The sequence below is a fragment of the Marinilactibacillus psychrotolerans genome, from assembly GCF_900101525.1.
Taxonomy (GTDB): domain Bacteria; phylum Bacillota; class Bacilli; order Lactobacillales; family Carnobacteriaceae_A; genus Marinilactibacillus; species Marinilactibacillus psychrotolerans.
Genome location: NZ_FMZD01000004.1, coordinates 17,986 through 37,134, shown reverse-complemented (window position 1 = coordinate 37,134; position 19,149 = coordinate 17,986). Strand labels below are relative to the sequence as shown.

19 protein-coding genes are annotated in these 19,149 nt (G+C 34.9%); 3 read left to right on the top strand and 16 right to left on the bottom strand.

The features are described from left to right. Nucleotides 1–16 precede the first annotated feature (16 nt). Both BLT22_RS03020 and BLT22_RS03015 read right to left on the bottom strand, forming a co-directional pair. Nucleotides 17–1,051: a sensor histidine kinase gene (locus BLT22_RS03020; RefSeq protein ID WP_091760561.1), complete on the bottom strand. Its 1,035-nt coding sequence runs from the start codon at nucleotides 1,049–1,051 to the stop codon at nucleotides 17–19. Beyond that, a complete protein-coding gene (locus tag BLT22_RS03015; RefSeq protein WP_091760558.1) occupies nucleotides 1,041–1,721 on the bottom strand; it encodes a response regulator transcription factor in 681 nt (226 codons plus the stop codon). The genes BLT22_RS03020 and BLT22_RS03015 overlap by 11 nt, the downstream gene beginning before the upstream one ends. A gap of 134 nt (nucleotides 1,722–1,855) precedes the next feature. Here BLT22_RS03015 and BLT22_RS03010 point away from each other — a divergent pair, with 134 nt between their 5' ends. Next, entirely contained in the window at nucleotides 1,856–4,195 is a 2,340-nt protein-coding gene (locus BLT22_RS03010) for an ABC transporter ATP-binding protein/permease (RefSeq protein WP_091760556.1), read from the top strand. Between the two features lie 198 nt (nucleotides 4,196–4,393). Beyond that, nucleotides 4,394–5,059 (top strand): HAD family hydrolase, encoded by a 666-nt coding sequence (locus BLT22_RS03005; RefSeq protein WP_091760553.1) that lies wholly within the window; start codon nucleotides 4,394–4,396, stop codon nucleotides 5,057–5,059. Nucleotides 5,060–5,137: 78 nt separating this feature from the next. On the opposite strand, the gene BLT22_RS03000 is transcribed toward BLT22_RS03005, so the two are convergent. The 10 genes from BLT22_RS03000 to BLT22_RS02955 form a co-directional block, all read right to left on the bottom strand. Further along, entirely contained in the window at nucleotides 5,138–5,650 is a 513-nt protein-coding gene (locus tag BLT22_RS03000) for a YjbQ family protein (RefSeq protein ID WP_087057496.1), read from the bottom strand. A 4-nt stretch (nucleotides 5,651–5,654) separates the two neighbouring features. Beyond that, a complete protein-coding gene (locus BLT22_RS02995; RefSeq protein ID WP_091760551.1) occupies nucleotides 5,655–6,341 on the bottom strand; it encodes a triose-phosphate isomerase in 687 nt (228 codons plus the stop codon). Beyond that, a complete protein-coding gene (locus BLT22_RS02990; protein WP_091760547.1) occupies nucleotides 6,338–7,183 on the bottom strand; it encodes a class II fructose-bisphosphate aldolase in 846 nt (281 codons plus the stop codon). The genes BLT22_RS02995 and BLT22_RS02990 overlap by 4 nt, the downstream gene beginning before the upstream one ends. A 10-nt stretch (nucleotides 7,184–7,193) precedes the next feature. After that, on the bottom strand, nucleotides 7,194–7,481 hold the full coding sequence (locus tag BLT22_RS02985) for a PTS sugar transporter subunit IIB (protein ID WP_091760544.1): 288 nt from the start codon (nucleotides 7,479–7,481) through the stop codon (nucleotides 7,194–7,196). A gap of 18 nt (nucleotides 7,482–7,499) precedes the next feature. Continuing rightward, a complete protein-coding gene (locus tag BLT22_RS02980; protein WP_091760541.1) occupies nucleotides 7,500–8,864 on the bottom strand; it encodes a PTS galactitol transporter subunit IIC in 1,365 nt (454 codons plus the stop codon). A gap of 40 nt (nucleotides 8,865–8,904) precedes the next feature. Further along, nucleotides 8,905–9,381, bottom strand: coding sequence for a PTS sugar transporter subunit IIA (locus BLT22_RS02975; RefSeq protein WP_091760537.1), 477 nt, complete (start codon nucleotides 9,379–9,381; stop codon nucleotides 8,905–8,907). Then, on the bottom strand, nucleotides 9,368–11,392 hold the full coding sequence (locus BLT22_RS02970) for a BglG family transcription antiterminator (protein WP_091760533.1): 2,025 nt from the start codon (nucleotides 11,390–11,392) through the stop codon (nucleotides 9,368–9,370). Before BLT22_RS02970 ends, BLT22_RS02975 begins: the two co-directional genes overlap by 14 nt. 221 nt (nucleotides 11,393–11,613) lie before the next feature. Next, the gene (locus tag BLT22_RS02965; RefSeq protein WP_371861795.1) at nucleotides 11,614–12,774 is read right to left on the bottom strand and encodes a MalY/PatB family protein; all 1,161 of its coding nucleotides are present in this window, start codon (nucleotides 12,772–12,774) and stop codon (nucleotides 11,614–11,616) included. 16 nt (nucleotides 12,775–12,790) lie between these two features. Next, nucleotides 12,791–14,359, bottom strand: a complete 1,569-nt coding sequence (malX, locus tag BLT22_RS02960; RefSeq protein ID WP_091760527.1) for a maltose/glucose-specific PTS transporter subunit IIBC — start codon at nucleotides 14,357–14,359, stop codon at nucleotides 12,791–12,793. A 130-nt stretch (nucleotides 14,360–14,489) separates the two neighbouring features. Beyond that, nucleotides 14,490–15,260 (bottom strand): MurR/RpiR family transcriptional regulator, encoded by a 771-nt coding sequence (locus BLT22_RS02955; protein ID WP_171034422.1) that lies wholly within the window; start codon nucleotides 15,258–15,260, stop codon nucleotides 14,490–14,492. 127 nt (nucleotides 15,261–15,387) lie between these two features. On the opposite strand from BLT22_RS02955, the gene BLT22_RS02950 reads away from it, so the two are divergent. Then, nucleotides 15,388–15,600, top strand: coding sequence for a glycine zipper domain-containing protein (locus tag BLT22_RS02950; RefSeq protein WP_091760524.1), 213 nt, complete (start codon nucleotides 15,388–15,390; stop codon nucleotides 15,598–15,600). Between the two features lie 180 nt (nucleotides 15,601–15,780). Here the strand turns inward: BLT22_RS02950 and dgoD are convergent, their stop codons facing one another. Genes dgoD through BLT22_RS02930 form a run of 4 tightly spaced genes read right to left on the bottom strand, consistent with a single transcriptional unit; the run spans nucleotide 15,781 to nucleotide 19,131 of the window. Further along, nucleotides 15,781–16,926, bottom strand: coding sequence for a galactonate dehydratase (gene dgoD / locus BLT22_RS02945; protein ID WP_091760521.1), 1,146 nt, complete (start codon nucleotides 16,924–16,926; stop codon nucleotides 15,781–15,783). A 20-nt stretch (nucleotides 16,927–16,946) separates the two neighbouring features. Continuing rightward, nucleotides 16,947–18,353 (bottom strand): PTS galactitol transporter subunit IIC, encoded by a 1,407-nt coding sequence (locus BLT22_RS02940; RefSeq protein ID WP_091760519.1) that lies wholly within the window; start codon nucleotides 18,351–18,353, stop codon nucleotides 16,947–16,949. 13 nt (nucleotides 18,354–18,366) lie between these two features. Beyond that, a complete protein-coding gene (locus tag BLT22_RS02935; RefSeq protein WP_091760516.1) occupies nucleotides 18,367–18,645 on the bottom strand; it encodes a PTS sugar transporter subunit IIB in 279 nt (92 codons plus the stop codon). Nucleotides 18,646–18,663: 18 nt separating this feature from the next. Next, complete coding sequence (locus BLT22_RS02930) at nucleotides 18,664–19,131, bottom strand: PTS sugar transporter subunit IIA (protein ID WP_091760800.1); 468 nt, start codon at nucleotides 19,129–19,131, stop codon at nucleotides 18,664–18,666. Nucleotides 19,132–19,149 lie beyond the last annotated feature (18 nt).

Below are 19,149 nucleotides of genomic sequence, written 5' to 3'. Positions count from 1 at the left end.
CCAGCTTCACTTTTATTTACAATGGTAACTGGACAAAAAACTTAGTGCCAGATCCGGGTTTGCTTTCGGCCATGATTTTACCTTCATGCAAATCAATGATTTCTTTTACCAGGGACAGACCTAATCCATTCCCTTGAGTCTTTCTTGTTGTATCTTCTTGATAGAATCGTTCAAACATTTTTTGAGTAGTTTCTTCTGTCATACCGATTCCAGAATCTTTTATTTCGATGCAGCAGTTTGTATCGTCTTTTGTCAGTGTTACTGTTGCCATTCCACCAACTTTGTTATACTTGATTGCATTATCAATCAAGTTCAACCATACCTGATGCAGGAATTCTTCGTCTCCATCAATGTTGACTGTTTCCAGATCAAAGATCCATTCTAATTGTTTCTTTTCCCACTTAGGCTGTAGAAATAATATAACTTCTCTTATCTGTTCATCTAACCGAAAATTTTTCTTATCTAATACAAAGTTTTCGTTATTTAATTTTGTCAGATTCAAAATGTTGTCTGATAAAGTTGACAACTGCTGGGTTCCATTCAAAATTCGTTTATAGTAATCCTGTACTTCCGCTTGAGAAAGTTCTGAATTCTGGAGTAACTGCACGTATCCTTGAATAGTCGAAACCGGAGTTTTGAATTCATGTGATACCGTAGTAGTGAATTCGTTTCTTAAGGTTTCTACACTATTCAATTCTCTAACCATCGTATTAAATGATGTATAAAGTTTCTGAACTTCTTTAATCGATTGATGCTGGTTCAACTGGATCGTAAAATCTCTCTTGGCTACTTTTTCCATGTTGGTCCGTAAAATCATAATAGGATGCAGCACTCTATGTACTACAAAAGCTGATACAATTGTCCCAATTAAAATACTGAAACTTCCGAAAATAAGCAATATAGGTACGGATCTAAAATTATTTGTATCAATAATCTGTAGACTCGTCAGCAAATACATCAAAGCGAAAAAAGCCAATGTAGACAGGACTAATGAGAAAAAAATCAACAGAGTCAGATAGATCCATAATTGTGAAGTTACTTTATTTTTCATTTTTCAAAACCGCCTTATATCCTAATCCACGTATAGTGATAATTCCAAAATCAGTATTTCGTGAAAACCTACTGCGTAGTCTTTTAATATGGACATCTACTGTTCGTTCATATGTATCAGACTCAAAACCCCAGATGTCATTCATCAATTGTCTTCGTGTAAAAATTTTTTCTAAATTAGACAGTAACTTATATAATAACTGAAATTCCTTATTGGGTAACTCAATCATTTCTGATCCCGATGTCACAGTCAACTGATCCTGATTCAAAATTGTGTTCCCAACCGTTAATTTATGATCTTTATTCATTTTAGATCTTCTAAGAAGCGCTTCTACACGTAAAACCATTTCTTGTACATCAATTGGCTTGACCATATAATCATCAATTCCAATACGAAATCCGATTTTTTTGTCTTCTAAAGAGCCTTTTGCGGTAATCATCAAAATAGGTATTTCATTTTCTAATTCTCTTAAGAATTCTGCTAGTTCATATCCATCCATTTTGGGCATCATGACATCCGTAACCATTAGATCAAGGTGTGTATGTTTCATTAAGTTCAATGCTTCTTCCCCGTCATGCGCTGAAAAAACAAAAAATCCAGCTTTAGATAAAACTTGTTTATATAACTCGATTAAATTTTCATTATCTTCTACGATCAAAATAGACTGCATACTTTTCTCCCTCGTGCATCTGTATTCCTGTATATTTTAACAAAAATTTCTTTCAATTCATATTCAGTTCATAGATGAGTGCTATTCTAAATCTATATAAGTAAAGAAAATCGCAGTGAAGGAATGAATCAGGCATGTTAGAAGTACAAAATATCAAGAAATATTACAAAGTCGGTGAAACTACCACAAAAGCATTAGATGACGTTTCCGTTGCTTTTAGAAAACAAGAATTTGTAGCAATATTAGGCCCAAGCGGTTCTGGTAAAACAACGATGTTGAATGTGATCGGTGGACTGGATCAATATGATTCAGGTGATATGATCATTAATGGCAAGTCGACTAAAACCTTTAAAGATAGAGATTGGGATGCTTACCGTAACAATTCTATCGGGTTTGTTTTCCAAAATTATAACCTGATTGGTCATCTCGGCATTATTGATAACGTCGAATTAGGAATGACATTAAGCGGTGTGTCTAAAGAAGAAAAACGTGAGAAAGCAGAAAATGCTTTAACTCGAGTTGGATTAAAAGATCATATGAATAAAAAACCCACTCAACTCTCTGGTGGGCAAATGCAGCGTGTAGCAATCGCACGTGCTTTAGCTAATGATCCGGATATCCTCCTTTGTGATGAACCTACAGGCGCGCTAGATACTGAAACCAGTATTCAAATCATGGATTTGATAAAAGAATTATCGAACGAGAAACTAGTAGTTATGGTAACACATAACCCTGAACTGGCTCATAAATATACTGATAGAATCATTGAATTTGAAGATGGTAAAATTTTAAGTGATTCTAATCCATATACTGAACAAGTTCAGACAGATCAGTTCAATTTAAAACAAACTAAAATGACGTTTTTTACTGCTCTTAAATTATCTTTTAATAATATCCGAACAAAAAAAGGACGTACGATCCTGACTTCATTTGCCTCCAGCATTGGAATTATCGGTATTGCAATTGTACTGGCGTTATCTAATGGTTTTCAGATACAAATCGATCAGACTCAATCAGAAACGTTGGCTCAATTCCCCATCACTATTTCAAGTGTAACAACAGACCGAAGTTCGGTTGGAGACACTGAAGAGGAAGAAACCGAAGAGTATCCTGACACAGAAACGGTTACTGCTGAACAAAGTGATCAAGAACAGATTCAGCATATAAACAATATTGATGAAGAATACGTTGACTACATTGAAAATATCGATCCTGGTCTAAGTAATAATGTTGGATTCACTAGATCTATTGGAATGAATCTTTTAAGAGAAGTTGATGGTGAAGTAGAGCCCGTTTCATTCTCTAATGCTGGTTCTAACGATAGTAGTTCAGCAATCACAAGTGCTTTGTCAACTTCAACTGGTATTGGTGTTTCAACTTTCCCAACACAACTAGATGATAGTAATGGGAACTTCTTGGAAGATAACTATTCATTGCTAGAGGGTAAATATCCTAAATCTCCAACAGATGTTGTGCTGATCGTTGACGAAACTAACACAACAAACATCCATGCTTTGGAAAATTTGGGTTTTGAACTTGAATCGGGGGATGAGCTGAATTTTAAGGACATTGTTGGTACAACAATCGATTTAGTAGCTAACAACGATTACTATACTGAACTACCTACTGGTGGATTTGTCCCTAATACAGATTATCAAAGTATATTCGATAATGAAAATAATCAAACAATAACTGTTTCTGGTATCTTGCGCGTAAAAGAAAGTTCCACAATGGACTTACTGGCGCCTGGCATTGCCTATAGCAATGATCTTACAACTGATATTATTGAACAAAATCAAAATTCTGCTATTGTCCAAGCACAAGAAGACAGCGATATTAATGTTATGACCGGTGAACCTGTTGATGAAACAACAAAAGGATCTTTAATGACTTATTTAGGTGGAGAAAGTATGCCTTCAAGTATTATGATTTATCCTAATAACTTTGAGGATAAAGAAGAAGTATTAAATTATCTGGATGAATATAATGAAGATTTATCAGAAGACGATCAAATCGTTTATCAAGATTTAGCAGGAACCATGACTGAATTGACTGGCGGGCTGATGGATGCTATTACGTATGTACTGATTGCATTTGCAGCTATTTCGTTAATCACTAGCATGATTATGATCAGTATCATTACCTACACTTCCGTTATTGAAAGAACTAAAGAAATTGGTGTTTTAAAAGCTTTAGGTGCTCGTAAGAAAGATGTTACTCGTGTATTTGATGCTGAAACCTGTATATTAGGTGTTACTTCTGGAACCCTTGGTGTCTTAATTGCCTGGTTGGTAACTTTCCCGACAAATTATGTTTTATACCAAGTAACTGATTTAGAGAACGTAGCTCAATTAAATCCGCTTCACGCAATTCTGTTGATCGTTATTTCAACAGTTCTGACGATGCTTGGTGGTCACATACCAGCTCGTATGGCAGCGAAGAAAGATGCAGCAATCGCTTTAAGATCAGAATAATGGCTCATTAAGTAAAGACCTTTTCCTTGTGGAATAATTCACTTGGGAAAGGTCTTTATATTTTACCCTTTTTACTTTACGATTCACTTTATCCTTTCAGCTTGCAACTAATACTTCTGATATATGTTAAAATAAATTTTAATAGTACCGGATGAGCGTTAGCTGAAAAAAACACTATATAATTTGGAGGGGCCCAAAATGAAAGGAATCATTTTTGATTTTAATGGTACGATGTTTCAAGATTCACCTTTTCATGAGCAAGCATGGATTTATATTATAAAGAAATACTCGACTAAAGTTGTTACAAACGAAGATATACTACATAAAATCCATGGGCAAACAAACGATAAAATTTTAACCTATTTTTTGAATGGATCGCTATCACAAGAAAAAATAATTCTCCTATCAAATGAAAAAGAAGCATACTATAGAAAACTCGTTCTTAATCAGCCTGACCTTGCTTTAACTGAAGGGCTGGAAGAAATACTAAATAATTTACATCAACGAAACACGCCCATGACAATAGCAACAGCGAGCCCAAAACAAAATTTGGAATTTTATTATAGCCTTTTTAACTTGGATCGCTGGTTTGATAAAAATAAAATAGTATATGATGATGGTTCTTTTCCTGGTAAACCGTGTCCAGACATTTTTATTTTAGCCGCTCAAAGATTAAATTTACTTCCGAAAGATTGTCTAGTAATTGAAGATGCTATTTCTGGTCTGAAAGCGGCTATGAATGCTGGAATTGGGACAATTATTGCAATTGATCCAGAAGGCCACAATCAACCGCATTTCGACCAAAATAAATTAAGTTATGATGGGATCATTACAAACTTTAATGATTTTGCCGATTACTTGTAATTTATAATAAAAACTCTTACACAGGTCCTGCATCACATATTACTATCTGCTGCATCAATCTGTATAAGAGTTTTATTTTTATTCGCCCATAATCATTACATGGCAAGTTCTATCTCTTTCTCTATTTTGATCAAAGTCAATGAAATAGATTGAACCGACGGTGCCAATTTGCAAATCTCCCTCTTTAATGATCAGTGATTCACTGGCTCCGAAAAAGGAAGCTCGAATGTGTGCATCTCCATTTAAAATAGTTCCTGGATCTGCTGGGTAATTCGGATCATTCATTCCCATCAGAAAATCAACATGTTTTTGACCAGGATAGCGATAATCGGTGTTTTCACTTAATTCTCTAGGGATGATTTGATCTAATATTCGATTTAAGTCCACTTGCAGATACTCATCTCCATTAAAATCCAAATCATGAACAAATTCTTCAAAAATGACAGAACAGGTTGTATGTGGAGATTGAATGACACACACTCCATTTTGTATTTCGCTTGTTTCTAATATACGCTTTACTTCATTTGTAATATTATGGTAGGTAACTCGCTTTCCATTAGAGTGTAAGGTTAGTTTATCTGTGACAATCATTTAATCAGTCCTTCCATTTCACTAATTCTTGCAGCATAGCTTCTACTGTAGCCACTGGGTCAGTTGCTTTAATAATGCCACTTGTTCCTCCCGTACCCTCTGCTCCAGATTCAATTGCCTGTCTGACATCTTCTACTGTACTTATCCCAGCAGCTTGAAGGACCTGAACCGTTGCGTTCGCCTCTTTCACAGCTTGATTTGTCTCTTTCATATAGCTGACATCGCTGACTTTTCCTGTTCCAATCAATTCTGTCGGCTCGCATACCATAATATCCGGCCCTAAAGAAGCGATGGCTCTCGCTTCAGCCATTGAATCTGCACATACAATAGTTAGGAGATCTAGTTCTTTTGCTCGTTTAATCGTTGCAACCAGTTCATTGACTTGCACTGGATGCTCGGCATGATTTAAAAAGGTTGCTTCTACACCAGCGTCAACCAACGCCTCTCCTAGTATATAGCCCATACCTCTGCCGGCTTCTAAAGAATCCATGTGTTGAACCGTCACTATAATGTTTGATGTTTCTTGCCTGATTCTGTATGCATCTACGTGTTGCACAGTAAAAAGAATATCCACATCATACTTTTCAGCCAATTGGTCAACTGCTTTTGCTAGCTTAAGTGATTCTTCTCCATACAAGTACGCTTTTGGATTCACTACAAAAAACGGTTTGCGCAATTTCCTTTTGCTCATTTAAATTCCTCCACTGACATTGTTTTAAAAAGATCAAAATAATGTGTGAGTACTTTTTCCATGGCTTGATTGGATAGTTGTTTTAATGAAAGATAATCTTCAGGTCTTTCTTCCTCAATAGCTTTCAATGCTCCACTGATAAAATCCGTAAAAATGTTAATTTTACAGATACCGCTCTTCGCACATCTAGCTAGGTTTTCATCTCCAGAGGAAGATCCACCATGTAAGACTAAAGGAATTTGTAATGCTGCTGTAATTTCATCCAGACGTTCAAAATTGATGTGCGGCTCTCCTTTATAGATTCCATGGGCTGTTCCAATCGAAACGGCTAAGGAATCTACTTTAGTTGACTCCACAAAGTGAACGGCATCTTCTACTTCTGTATAGATACTATCAGTATGGTCATGATTCTCATAATTGATTCCAGACCCTACATGTCCAATCTCAGCTTCTACAACCACTCCATTTAAACGTGCAAGATTAACGACTTCTCTGGTTTTACGAATATTTTCATCTAGTTTTTCCTGAGAAGCATCAATCATGACAGATGTAAAACCTAACTGAACGGCACGTTCAATAAAGTCAATATCTTCTCCATGATCCAAATGCAGGACCACTGGCATCTTACTTTTTTCTGCAAAGTATTTACCAATCAATGCGGCTTCTTCTAATGGAAGCACTTCTGCATGAGCCTGTGCAAATGGCAATATCAAAGGTTTCCTTAGTTTTTCAGCAGTATTTACGAAGGTTCTGGCGGAGTCCAAATCAATAAAGTTCGTTGCTGGGATCGCATAGCTATTCTTTTGTGCTTTTTGAAATAAATTTGTTGAAGTTACCAACATCCTTTGTCACCTAACTTTCACGAATTTGTCTTTCAATTTCATCATACATTTCCTCTGTTCCCATTCCAGTCAACATAGGAACGCCGCTAATGACTTTATCTTTTACTCGATCTGGAACAACTGTTGTACTGAGTACTACATCGTATTCATCTAGTTTGTTTACTTCATCAGCTATTTTAGATTGATATAATTTGACGTCTGATTCTAATCCTTTTTCTTTTAACCAGACTTTTATTTTATTCGTTACTACCGTCGATGTTGCTACACCTGTTCCACACATGATCAATAATTTTTTCATCAGTTTTCCCCTTTTCTATTATGATTCATTAATATCTTTTAAATCTGCCTTTTTACCTGGTAGAACTTTATTTACGTAATACAATCCGCCCAGTACGATTAATCCAATGACTGTTAATCCGATCCAGCCCATTAGTTGTGTAATTCCAACATACATGCCTGTAGTCCACAATCCACCTTCTGCTAAAGCAGTAATGGCAGAATTTCCTTCTAAATCGAAATTAGCAGATATTGCAGCTTGTGTCACTAAAGGTGCGACCCAAGAAGTAATATACAATACACTTACCATATAAAATGTACCTGCGATAACCGTTCGTATAATATTCCCATTAAACACTGGTGCCATTAAACACACTAAGAAAGGAATTGTAGCTAAATCCCCAAAAGGAATCGTACTATTTCCTGGTAAAATAACGGCTAAGAAAATTGTAATCGGAACTAATAATAGACTTGAAGATAATACAGCTGGATGTCCAACTGATAAGGCTGCGTCCATTCCGATATATAACTCTCTTCCAGGAAAACGTTTCTTAACAAATTCATTCGCTGCTTCAGAAATTGGTGTTAACCCTTCCATCAATAGTGCAACCATTCGTGGTAATAAAATCATAACTGCGGCTGTACTTACAGCTAGTTGTCCTAAAGCCGCTACATCGTACCCTGCTAAAAGTCCAATAGCTAAACCAATTATAAATCCGACAACTGCTGAATTTCCGAATACACCGAATTTGTCTTGGATGGTATCTGGATCAGCTTTCCAGTTTTTAATACCTGGTATACGGTTAAATAACCATTCAAAAGGCAGTGCAATAATAAATCCTGGTGCTGCTGTTCCGTGTGGAAAAGTTAAATTTGGAAATCCATAGAACTTTTTGATAATTGGACCTAGTAAGTCCCCGAATAACAAAATCATCATGATGTAAACGACTGTTGCCAAAATGCCCATTAAGAAATTATTTGTCAATGCATATACTAAAGATGCAATAAATGCAGCGTGCCAAATATTCCAAATATCAACATTTAGCGTTTTAGTTAACCCAAAAATCAGTAATACTACATTAATAGCTACACCAATTGGAATCGCTAATGTTCCTAAAATTGATCCATATGAGATTGCTGCCGCGGCTGGCCATCCTACATCAATTACGGTTAAGTTCAATCCAAAACGTTCAACCATTTGTTGGGCTGCTGGTCCTAAGTTATTCGTCAATAAATCAATAACTAAATTCAATCCAATAAATCCGATACCAACTGTTAACGCTGAAATAAAAGCTTTACCCCACTTTGCTCCCAACACTATTCCAAAAATAAAAATCAATATGGGTAATACGACAACTGCTCCAAGATCTACAAACCATTGTAATGCTGACAATGCCCAATCCATTTTACCTTCCTCCATTCTTTCTCTCTATTCATTTAGTTCCTTACTCAACAGTTCTTTCCATTTCCTTTTTAAATAGTGCAAGGATTTCGCTTTCACTATCTGTATTTTTAAACGCTTTTATAAACTCTTTATTACTGAATATTTCCATCAACCGAGATAACATGCCTACTTGTTCTTTTGGTTCCTTAATTCCTAATACTAAAATCACTTCTGCTTCGACTAAAGTATCACTTGTTCCCATTTGTATAAAAGGAATGGGTTTTTCCAAAGTACAGATATAAACAAATGGTTGTTCAATATGTTTTACATCTGTATGAGGAATGGCTATTGATAAATTTTCAAATTGTAAGCCAGTAGGATAATTCTCCTCTCTATTCTCAACCGCTTTCAAAAAAGTGTTTTTTACTAGTTCTTTCTCTAATAATTTTTTATAAATTGTCTCAAATAGTTCATTTCTGTCTCTGAAAACAGCATTTAGTTGTATGAGATCTTCTCGAAATAATTCAGCGTATTCCATCTATTGTCTTCCCTTCTATAAAATTCATTGCTTCTACTGAATCAGCAGCAGATAACAACTTTTCTTTTAAATGTTCAGAGACAAACTTTTCATTTAATCTCATCAGCCAGTTCACGTGTTCATTATGTTGACCTGGTGCTAGCGCTACAATCACCTGATACTTTTCTCCATCTGGATCTACTATGGGATGTTTGAGTATAGAAATCTGTACATCCATTTTCTGAACACCTTCTTCGAATCCCACATGAGGAAGTAATACCTGTGGTCCAATCAGCATGGTTTTATACGAAACTGCAAATGCCTTTTTACATGTTTCGATATACTGCTGGTTAATATTTCCCCTATTAGAAATCGGATTAAATGCTTTCTCTATACAATCTTCCCATTCCCATTTTTCATCAATAATAGATATCTGACAGTCATCTATAATTAAGTCTTCTGATTTTTCTTGTTCTTTCTCTTCTTCGACCTGATCTTCTGCTAAAAACTTTGATAAAGTATCTATTGCTTCCTTTTCTTTTTCCTGCTTTAGATAATCTCCAAGGTAAGAAAGAATATATCTTGCTTTTCTAACGGTATTCTCTTCAATCTTTCTATCTACGCGTTCTTTTAACTCTACACGATCTCTATAATTCATATAAGAAGAGACCAGTAAAACCTCTTGATCCGTATTAAGAGGAACCGTTGAAAAAATAAAGTCAGCTTCTATAACACTACTTTCAAATTGTCTTGCAGAATATGTTCCTTTAAATGAGATAAATGGAAACAATTCTTCTAGCAAACCAAGCAACATTTTAGAAATACTCGTTCCACTTTTACATACAACTACTGCTTTGAACGGTTTATCTTCCTTTTGTTTAGAGTATTCCATAATATTACTTAATACGATCATTGCAATAAACGCTGTTTCGTCTTCAGAAAAGGGGTTTGGAACAAAAGCATCAAACATTGTCATTTCCTGTTTGACTAACCTATATATCGACCGATACTCTTCTTTAAACTGTTTTGTCAATGGATTAACGATTGAAATACCTAACTCTGCTCTAAAAAGTGCTGGACGTATATGCTGCAATAATACCTTTTTCAATTGTTCCACATTGGAGAATTGAATAGCTAACTTACTTTCGATGGTTGCGATGAAACACGTAATCGTTTGATCTAGTGCATCCGTATTATAGACAGTGAACTCAGAATTTATCATATTAGATGATAGAACTAATACAGCTAAATAGATTAAATCATCTTCATCTAAAAAATCGTAATTCCAGAAAGCAGAAATAATTGTTTCATATTCTCTTGAATTTGTTACAGCTTTTATTTCCGTAGTAAGGGAACAGGAACTATTCGTATTCTTTTTCCTCTGAACAATGGAATAGGCCGTATAAGGTAATACCTCAACCATTTCATCAGATAATAATATATTCAGACGTTCTTCTACTTTTTGAAGTCTCTTTTGTAGAAAAATGACTTCATTAGCATCCAATAGACCTTCTTCAAATAATAAATATTTTCCGACAGGAATATTAAATATTTTGTTTACTGTCTCCACTAAAAGTTTCCTTACTATTAGTTCCTCACCTTCTAAACTATAGCCATCTTTTCTCGAGTAAAATAATCTACACTCTTTCTCTTCCAAATCGCTTTTTAAGGTATTCAAATCTGAAACGATAGTATTCTTACTTACTTTCATCTGTTCTGCTAAGTCTTGTAAGGAATAAGAGCTTTCTTTTAATGCCAGCAAAAGAATAAGCAACATTCTTCTTAGTGAAATTGAGTACTGCAGGAACCCTTCTTTTTTTGATATATGATAGTACTTTTCAACTTGTTCTTGAGAAAAATATATTTTTTCTTTTTGATACTTTATGACTGGTCTTTCTTCTTCAGAATTAATTCTATCGATACTTAAGATCACTTTATTTTCTGTTATTCCTAAAGATCGAGCGATTGTATGAATTGTTACTTCATTTCTAACTAAGGTATTCGCTATAATTTCTAATGCTAATTGATCCATTTTCTCACCTCCTATCCTTTTACTTCTAAACTTATTTTATCACTATTATTCAACTTATTGCGTAGGTTGATCACAAATAAAAGAAACCGCTTTTATATAAATTGTGATGAACTTTTTTAGTTAGATTATTTACATATCTTAAACTTTTAGACAAAAAATTTCGGATAGACACAGATATATAGCCCACTGTGTCTATCCGAAAAATAAATACTCTATTCTATTTAATTTAAACTTTTAATTAATCGATGGAGTCCATCTACCACTTTGTCTCTAGGACACCCGACATTGAGTCGTAAAAAGTTCCTTCCGTTTCCTCCGTATACTCCACCGTCCATTATAGCTACTTGACCAATTTCTAGTAACTTTTTTTGAATTTCTTCCATTGTTCCTGGATAATTTGTCATATCCAGCCACATTAAGTAGGTAGAATGTGATTCCACTACTTTTATAGTAGACATTTTTTTTAACAATTCTTTCTTTACATATTCAATATTTCCATCAATATACTCATTCAATTCTTCTACCCAATTTTCACAGTTGTCATAGGCAGAAATGGTGGCTTCAAGACCTAAAGTACTTGCAGAAGAGAGCCCGTCTCTATTTTTCAATCTATATCTAAATGCTTTCCTATCCGTTTCACTAGGCAAAAGGACGTAGGAAAAAATTAAACCTGGAAAGTTGAATGTTTTAGATCCTGAAGTTACAATAGCAACATTTTGCTCAGAAAGTTCCAGAATGGGATGATGAGAATATTCTTTTCTTACTATATCCATATGGATTTCATCCGATATTAAGAATACTTGGTACTTCTTACATAATTCTACGATTTTCTTTAACTCTTCCTTTTCCCACACTCTTCCAGTTGGATTATGGGGAGAGCATAACAACAGTATTTTATTTTGTGGATCTGATAGCTTTGTTTCCAGTTCAATAAAGTTGATAGAGTATAGTCCATTTTGATAAAGTAATGGGTTCTCAATAAGTTTGCGCTGGTTTCCTACAATCGTTTTGAAAAATGCGTCGTATGCTGGCGTTTGTACAATAACACCATCTTGTTTGTCAGAGTGCATATCAATCAATAATGAAATACTATAAATAACTGACGGACTGTAATTCAGCCATTCTTTTTTTATTTCTAAATTAAATCTATTCCGATACCACTTCAAAACTGCTTCTTGGAATGCTTGATGATTCCACCTAGTATAGCCAAAAATCCCATGTTCAAGCCTTTTAGATAAAGTATGTCTAACTTCCCCCGGCAACATAAAGTCTGTGTCAGAAATAGTAAATGGTAAAAGATTATTTTCTCCAAATCTGTCTTCAATATAATCCCATTGTGTACAATGAGTACCCTTTCGATCGACTATCTGATTGAAATCCACACACTTTTTCTCCTTCCTAATCATATAACAATGAATCTAATTCATTTCTGACACTCGTTACCTTAGTCCCTATGATAACTTGTACATTATTCTCTCCGAGATGAACAACTCCTAAAGCCCCCAGTTCTTTAAGTTTATTATCATCAACGATGGCACCCTGTTTCAAAACTAATCTTAAGCGAGTAATACAATTATCCACTACTTCAATATTTTGCGCCCCACCTAAAGCATCAATCATTTCGGGCACATGGTAGCTTCCTTTTTTCTTGTAATGCGTTTCTTCTTCCGTGTATTCTGTTTCATCTGTAAGTTTTTCTCGTCCAGGAGTCTTTAAGTCAAATTTTAGAATAACTGTCTTAAATACAAAATAATAAATCGCAAACCAGATTGCACCTATTACAAGAACCATCCACCACCTAGTATAATTTCCTTGCATAACACCGAAAATAAGAAAATCGAGTAATCCTCCATCTGTATTCCCAATGACAACGCCCACTAACGGCATAATCATAAATCCTAAACCAGTCATAATAACATGGAAGATCCAGAGTAAAGGACTTATAAACAAGAAGAGAAATTCTATTGGTTCTGTAATACCCGTAACTGCTGTTGCTACAACACCTGATATCAATAGTCCTTTTATTTTATGCCTATTTTCAGGCGTTGCTGCATGATACATAGCTAAGGCAGCAGCAGGCAACCCAAAAATAAATGTAGGCATTTTCCCTTGCGAAAGGAACGCCGTTGCATCTCCTGATATCGGAATTCCTTGCTGTAACTCAGCGTAAAAGATATTTAATGCTCCAAATACTTGATTACCATCTATAATTGCTGATCCACCTGCTTCTGTGAATCGCACCATAGCCACTAGGATATGATGTAATCCAAATGGTAATAGCAATCGCTCCCCCGCACCAAACAGAAAAGGTCCAAATACTCCAGCACTTTGAATCAATGTACCGATTCCGGTAATTACTACCGCAAATACTGGCCAAATGATCGGTATAATCAACCCCACAACCGCTAAGACTAAAGAAGTGATAATGGGAACAAACCTTACTCCTGAAAAGAAGGAAAGACTATCTGGAAGTTGAATAGTATAGAAACGCTTATGAAGTTGGTAAACTACTAACCCAGCAATGATTCCACCAAGAACCCCCATTTCGATTGTCTGAATTCCAAAAACCATTCCTTGTCCAGCTTCTCTTAATGCTTCTGGATCAGCCAGTAAATTATTTTCTGTCAAATAAAAATTTATGGATAAGTTCATAATCGTATAGCCTACAAATCCTGAAAAAGCAGCAATTCCTTTTTCTTTTCTTACTAGTCCTAATGGAATTGCCATTGCAAACATCACTGGTAAATAACTAAATGCAAATGCTCCAATTGTTGACATAAAGCGGAAAATTATTTGTAAAAATCGATTTCCTAAAAATGGTAATGCATCAATCGTTGATTCTCCTGAGAATGAACTACCGATCCCAAGTAAAAGTCCCATAAATGCAAGCAATGCTACAGGTAACATGAATGTTTTACCTAAACCCTGAAAAAACTCCCAAAAACTTACTTTTTTCTTGTTTTTCATTTTTATCCCTTCCTTTGCTAAATTTGCCCGGACATTTAATACACCTTTATTATATGGGCTACAATAGCGGAATGCTATCGCTTACATAACGTTGGAAGTTCTTACACGATTATGTACAGATTTACATTATCTAAGGCTTCTCTCCTGCATATCGAATTAACAACAAATCTAATATACCGGTTAGTGCTACTCTAGAACTCAAATCTACTTCTCCAAAATATAGAGGTTCCACAAATGCCTTCAAAGTATAGGTAGCCATTTTCTCTAAAGAACTATTACTGACCCCTACAACCGCAACGATAGGAACATTATTCTTCACAAAATTAGTAGCATATTCAGTAACATGAATTGTTTCCCCACTTAAGCTGACTATTATAGCTAAGTCTTTTTGAGTTAATGATCTGGAAATCGATCTTAATTCATCCCAGTCTGTTCGAGCTGTAGCTTTTTTTCCAAGTGCTATAAGTTTTTTTGCTGTATCTATACAATTTGGCAAACTTCCACCTACTCCTATAATCTCTATCGTATCCGCTTCTTTCATTAGCTTTGTTACTTTACTGACAACTTCATCCTGAATATTTTCAAAAGATTTAGAAATTTGGTGGTTTAAATTATCACTAAAAAGAGAAGTTTCTTTTGATAACTCTTTAATATTGGTCTGGCCTCGCTCTTTATTTGTATAATGTAAGATAGCATATTTCAACTCCTGAAACCCTTTAAAACCAAGATGCTTTGCTGTACGAGAAATTGTTGCGGTAGAGATAAAAAGTTTATCAGCTAACTGTTCAATCGTACTTTCTGAGACTTCAAGAGGATTTGCTAAAATATACTCTAGAACTTGATTTTCTAAATTACTTAATGTAGATTTCTTTTTTTGCAACTTACTAATTAGAGAGTCCATTAGTTTCCTTCTTTCAAGTATAGTTTTAAAAAGCATATCATATAAAAGAGGGATTAGCTTGTATCCGCTTTATGAATGTACTTTATTATTTGTTTATGCTACATTAAAAATAAAGGAGTCCTAACTTGTGAAAGAAGATACAGATAACGAGTCACCAAAAGAAAAAGATTCAGCTGCTGGTTCAAGTACGGGTATGGGAATTGGTATAGGGGTAGCTTTAGGAGCTGCCATTGGAATAATGATGGATAATCTAGCTGTTGGATTAGCAATTGGCATTGCCCTAGGGACCGTTATCGGGGCTGCAACTTATACAAGTAAAAACAATAAAAATGATGAATGAATTAAAGCACAGTATCCTTATTTTCTTGGGTACTGTGCTTTATTCTTGAGAAAAATATTGTATTTATATTAATAAAAGTTTCATTGCTGAATCTTCATTATCTTTTTTGAATTCGCTGATGATATTATTTTAGATATAACTTTATCATTTGATATTCATTAATTCAGTCAATTATTCTCTTTACCATTCAGCTATTGTACCATCATAATTTTTCCATTTAGGGTTTGTCCAAACCAAGCCTTCTTGAGAAATTTCTTCAATTAATTCTTCATTTAATTCTAACCCTAAACCTGGCTTTTCTGGTATACCAACAAAACCATCTTTATATTGAAAGATTTCTTTATTATGGACAAAATCTAGTAAATCAAAACCTTTGTTGTAGTGAATGCCTAAACTTTGTTCCTGTATGAAAACATTCGGAGTACATACATCTAGTTGTAGTGTAGCTGCAAGAGCAATTGGCCCATATGGTGCATGAGGCGCTACGGCCATATCATGAGCTTCTGCCATAGCCGCAATTTTCCTTGTTTCTAAAATGCCTCCTGCCAATGCAATATCTGGTTGAATAATATCGATTATTCCTTCTTTAAATATATTTTTAAATTGCCAACGTGTTTGTAACCGCTCACCAGTCGCAAGTGGAGTAGAGGTAACTTTTCCGATTTCTTTAAATGACTCTTCATTTTCAGGTAAAACTACTTCCTCTAAAAACATTGGTCGAAATTGTTCTAACTCTTTTGCTAGTACTTTTGCCATAGGTTTATGAACACGACCATGAAAGTCCACTCCTATATCTAATTCATACCCAAATTTGTCTCGTAATAATCCAACTCTTTCCACTACTTTTTCTATTTCTTTAAAGGAATCAATATAATGCAACTCTTCTGTTCCATTCATTTTTACTGCTTTAAACCCTCTATCTAAACGATCTTGGGCCTGTTCAACTATATCATCTGGTCTATCGCCCCCTATCCAGGAATAGACTTTTATTCTATCTCGTGTTTTGCCACCTAAAAATTCATAGACAGGCATATTATAATATTTTCCTTTTATATCCCAAAGTGCCATCTCAATTCCTGAAATAACCGTGCTATTAATCGGTCCAAATCTAAAAAATGACCGATGCAACTCTTGCCATAAACGTTCAATTTCAAATGGGTCTCTTCCAATAATCCTATTCCCCATTTCATATGCTCCTGCTACTACAGTTTCCGTTTTAGTTCCTGAGATCATTTCTCCCCATCCATCAATTCCTTCGTCTGTACTTATTTTGATAAAAATCCATCTTGGTTTTATTTTATAAACAGTAATATCTGAAATTTTCATACTTTCTCTCCTATCTAATTTCAAATTTCTAAGTTGTCAGATTGAACAGATACTTCTTGCCTATCTGCATCATAAAAATCTCCACGACGAGGTTTAATCACTTCAAAGTAATACCAACAAGCACCAATAACTATTAGCATAATGGGTATAGAGATGAACAGATTCATCGTAAAGGCTAGATAAACTAAGAAACTATGGGTTAAACTAGTTGCTGCAAATGAACTGATGAATAATGCTGTTCCTACTACTGCAATATCAATCCCTACTCCTTGTGCAATTGAGGTTAATTCTGGCGCTGTAATAGAACCTGCATATAATAAAGCAGCCGTTGTGAATAACCCTATGATAATATTTTTGAATAAATTCCCTCTAGTTAACGCAACCACGAGTGCTACTCGGAAAGGAATAACAGCTAAATCTGCGAAAGGAAGCATCCGATTTCCTGGCAGAACTACAGCTAAAAATATAGTTAACGGGATAATGATTAATGCTGTCGTAATAACATCTTGATTTCCTACTACTACCGCTGCATCTAAACCAATAAATAATTGACGATCTTTAAATACTCTTTGACTCCATTTTTGAGCTGCTTCTGAAATAGGCATCAAGCCTTCCATAAACATTGAAGCCATTTTTGGTATAAGGACTAATACAGCAGACATGCTTACACCTAATTGTAAAACTTCTTGTATATTATATCCTGCTAATAATCCAATAATGGATCCTAAAAGCAGACCCATAATCATTTGATCTCCAAAAAAACCAAGTTTTTTTTGAGCATCTTTTAAACTAAAATGAATTTTATTAATACCTGGAATTTTGTCTAGTAACCAGTTCAACGGCCATGCAATTAATAAACTAGACGTAGCCGACACGGTAGGAAGAGTAACGCCTGGGATACCAAAAAACTTTTCAATCATAGGTTGAGACCAGTCTGCAATTTTAAATGTTGTAGCAGCCATTACAACAGATGCTGCAATTCCTAAAAGAGCATTTCCAGTTGTATAATGAACCATAATCCCTACAATCGCCATATGATGATAGTTCCAGATATCCACATCTAATGTATTGGTTACCTTTAAAATCAACATAACGACATTGGTGATCAAGATAGCCGCTACAAGAATCGCAATAATAGGTGAAGACCAAGTTACAGCCGCAATCGCGCCCCATCCTACATCTAATACATCCAGCTCAATTCCTATATTCTTTACCATAGCTTGGGCAGCAGGACCAATGTTGGAGGTCATATAATCTAAAATTAATCGAATTCCTGCAAAACCAATACCTAATGTTAATCCTGCTTTAAAAGCTTTTGTAATTTTCAATCGGAATATAACACCTATCACTGTAATAATAACAGGTAGCATAACCGTAGGACCTGCATCCATCAACCATTGGAACGCTGCCATAAGAGCATCTAACATAGTTTATTCTCCTTTACTGTTCTAATTTAGTTATAATTTCTTGTAAGGTGTCTTCTTGTCCTATTCCAGTTAATAACGAAATGGCACGAACCACCGGAGTATCAACATCCCCTCCAAATGTACCTGTCGTTACAACCAGATCATAACTACTTGCTTTCCCTGGAACTTCCATTAATTTACATTGATCGGTTTGAAGTGCTATCCCTTTTTCTTCAGCATATTCTCTAATTTTTGAAGCTACTACCGTAGACGTAGCAATTCCATTTCCACAAGCTACTAATACTCTTTTCATCTTAAACCACTCCCAATTTTATTTGTTTTCTGTTAAAGCAGGTTCTAATAAGGCTACGATTGTTTCTGTTGAATCAGATGCTAAAACCTTTTTGGTTAATGCTTCATTTTGGATAATTGCTACTATTCTTTGCAGCATTTCAATTTGTCCTTTTGGTTCTCCAATAGCTAACATAATAACAATTTGTATATCTAAAAGTGTTTTTGAATCTTCCATTGAATAAAAACTAACCGGTTTATCCAATACTCCAATAGCAATCGTTGTTTCATTTACTAAATCATGATTAGTATGTGGGATAGCAATATTAACTCCTGCTGAAGGAAGGCCGGTAGGATATCTGTGCTCCCTTTCTACTATGGATTTTTTATATTCTTCCTTAACATATCCTTCTTCATACAAATGATTTGCAAGAAAGCGCAGAACTTCTTCTTTTGTTTGGAAATTCAAATTTGTTAAAATATTTTCTTTTTTTAATTCAACCGCCACATCCACTTAATTGCGCCT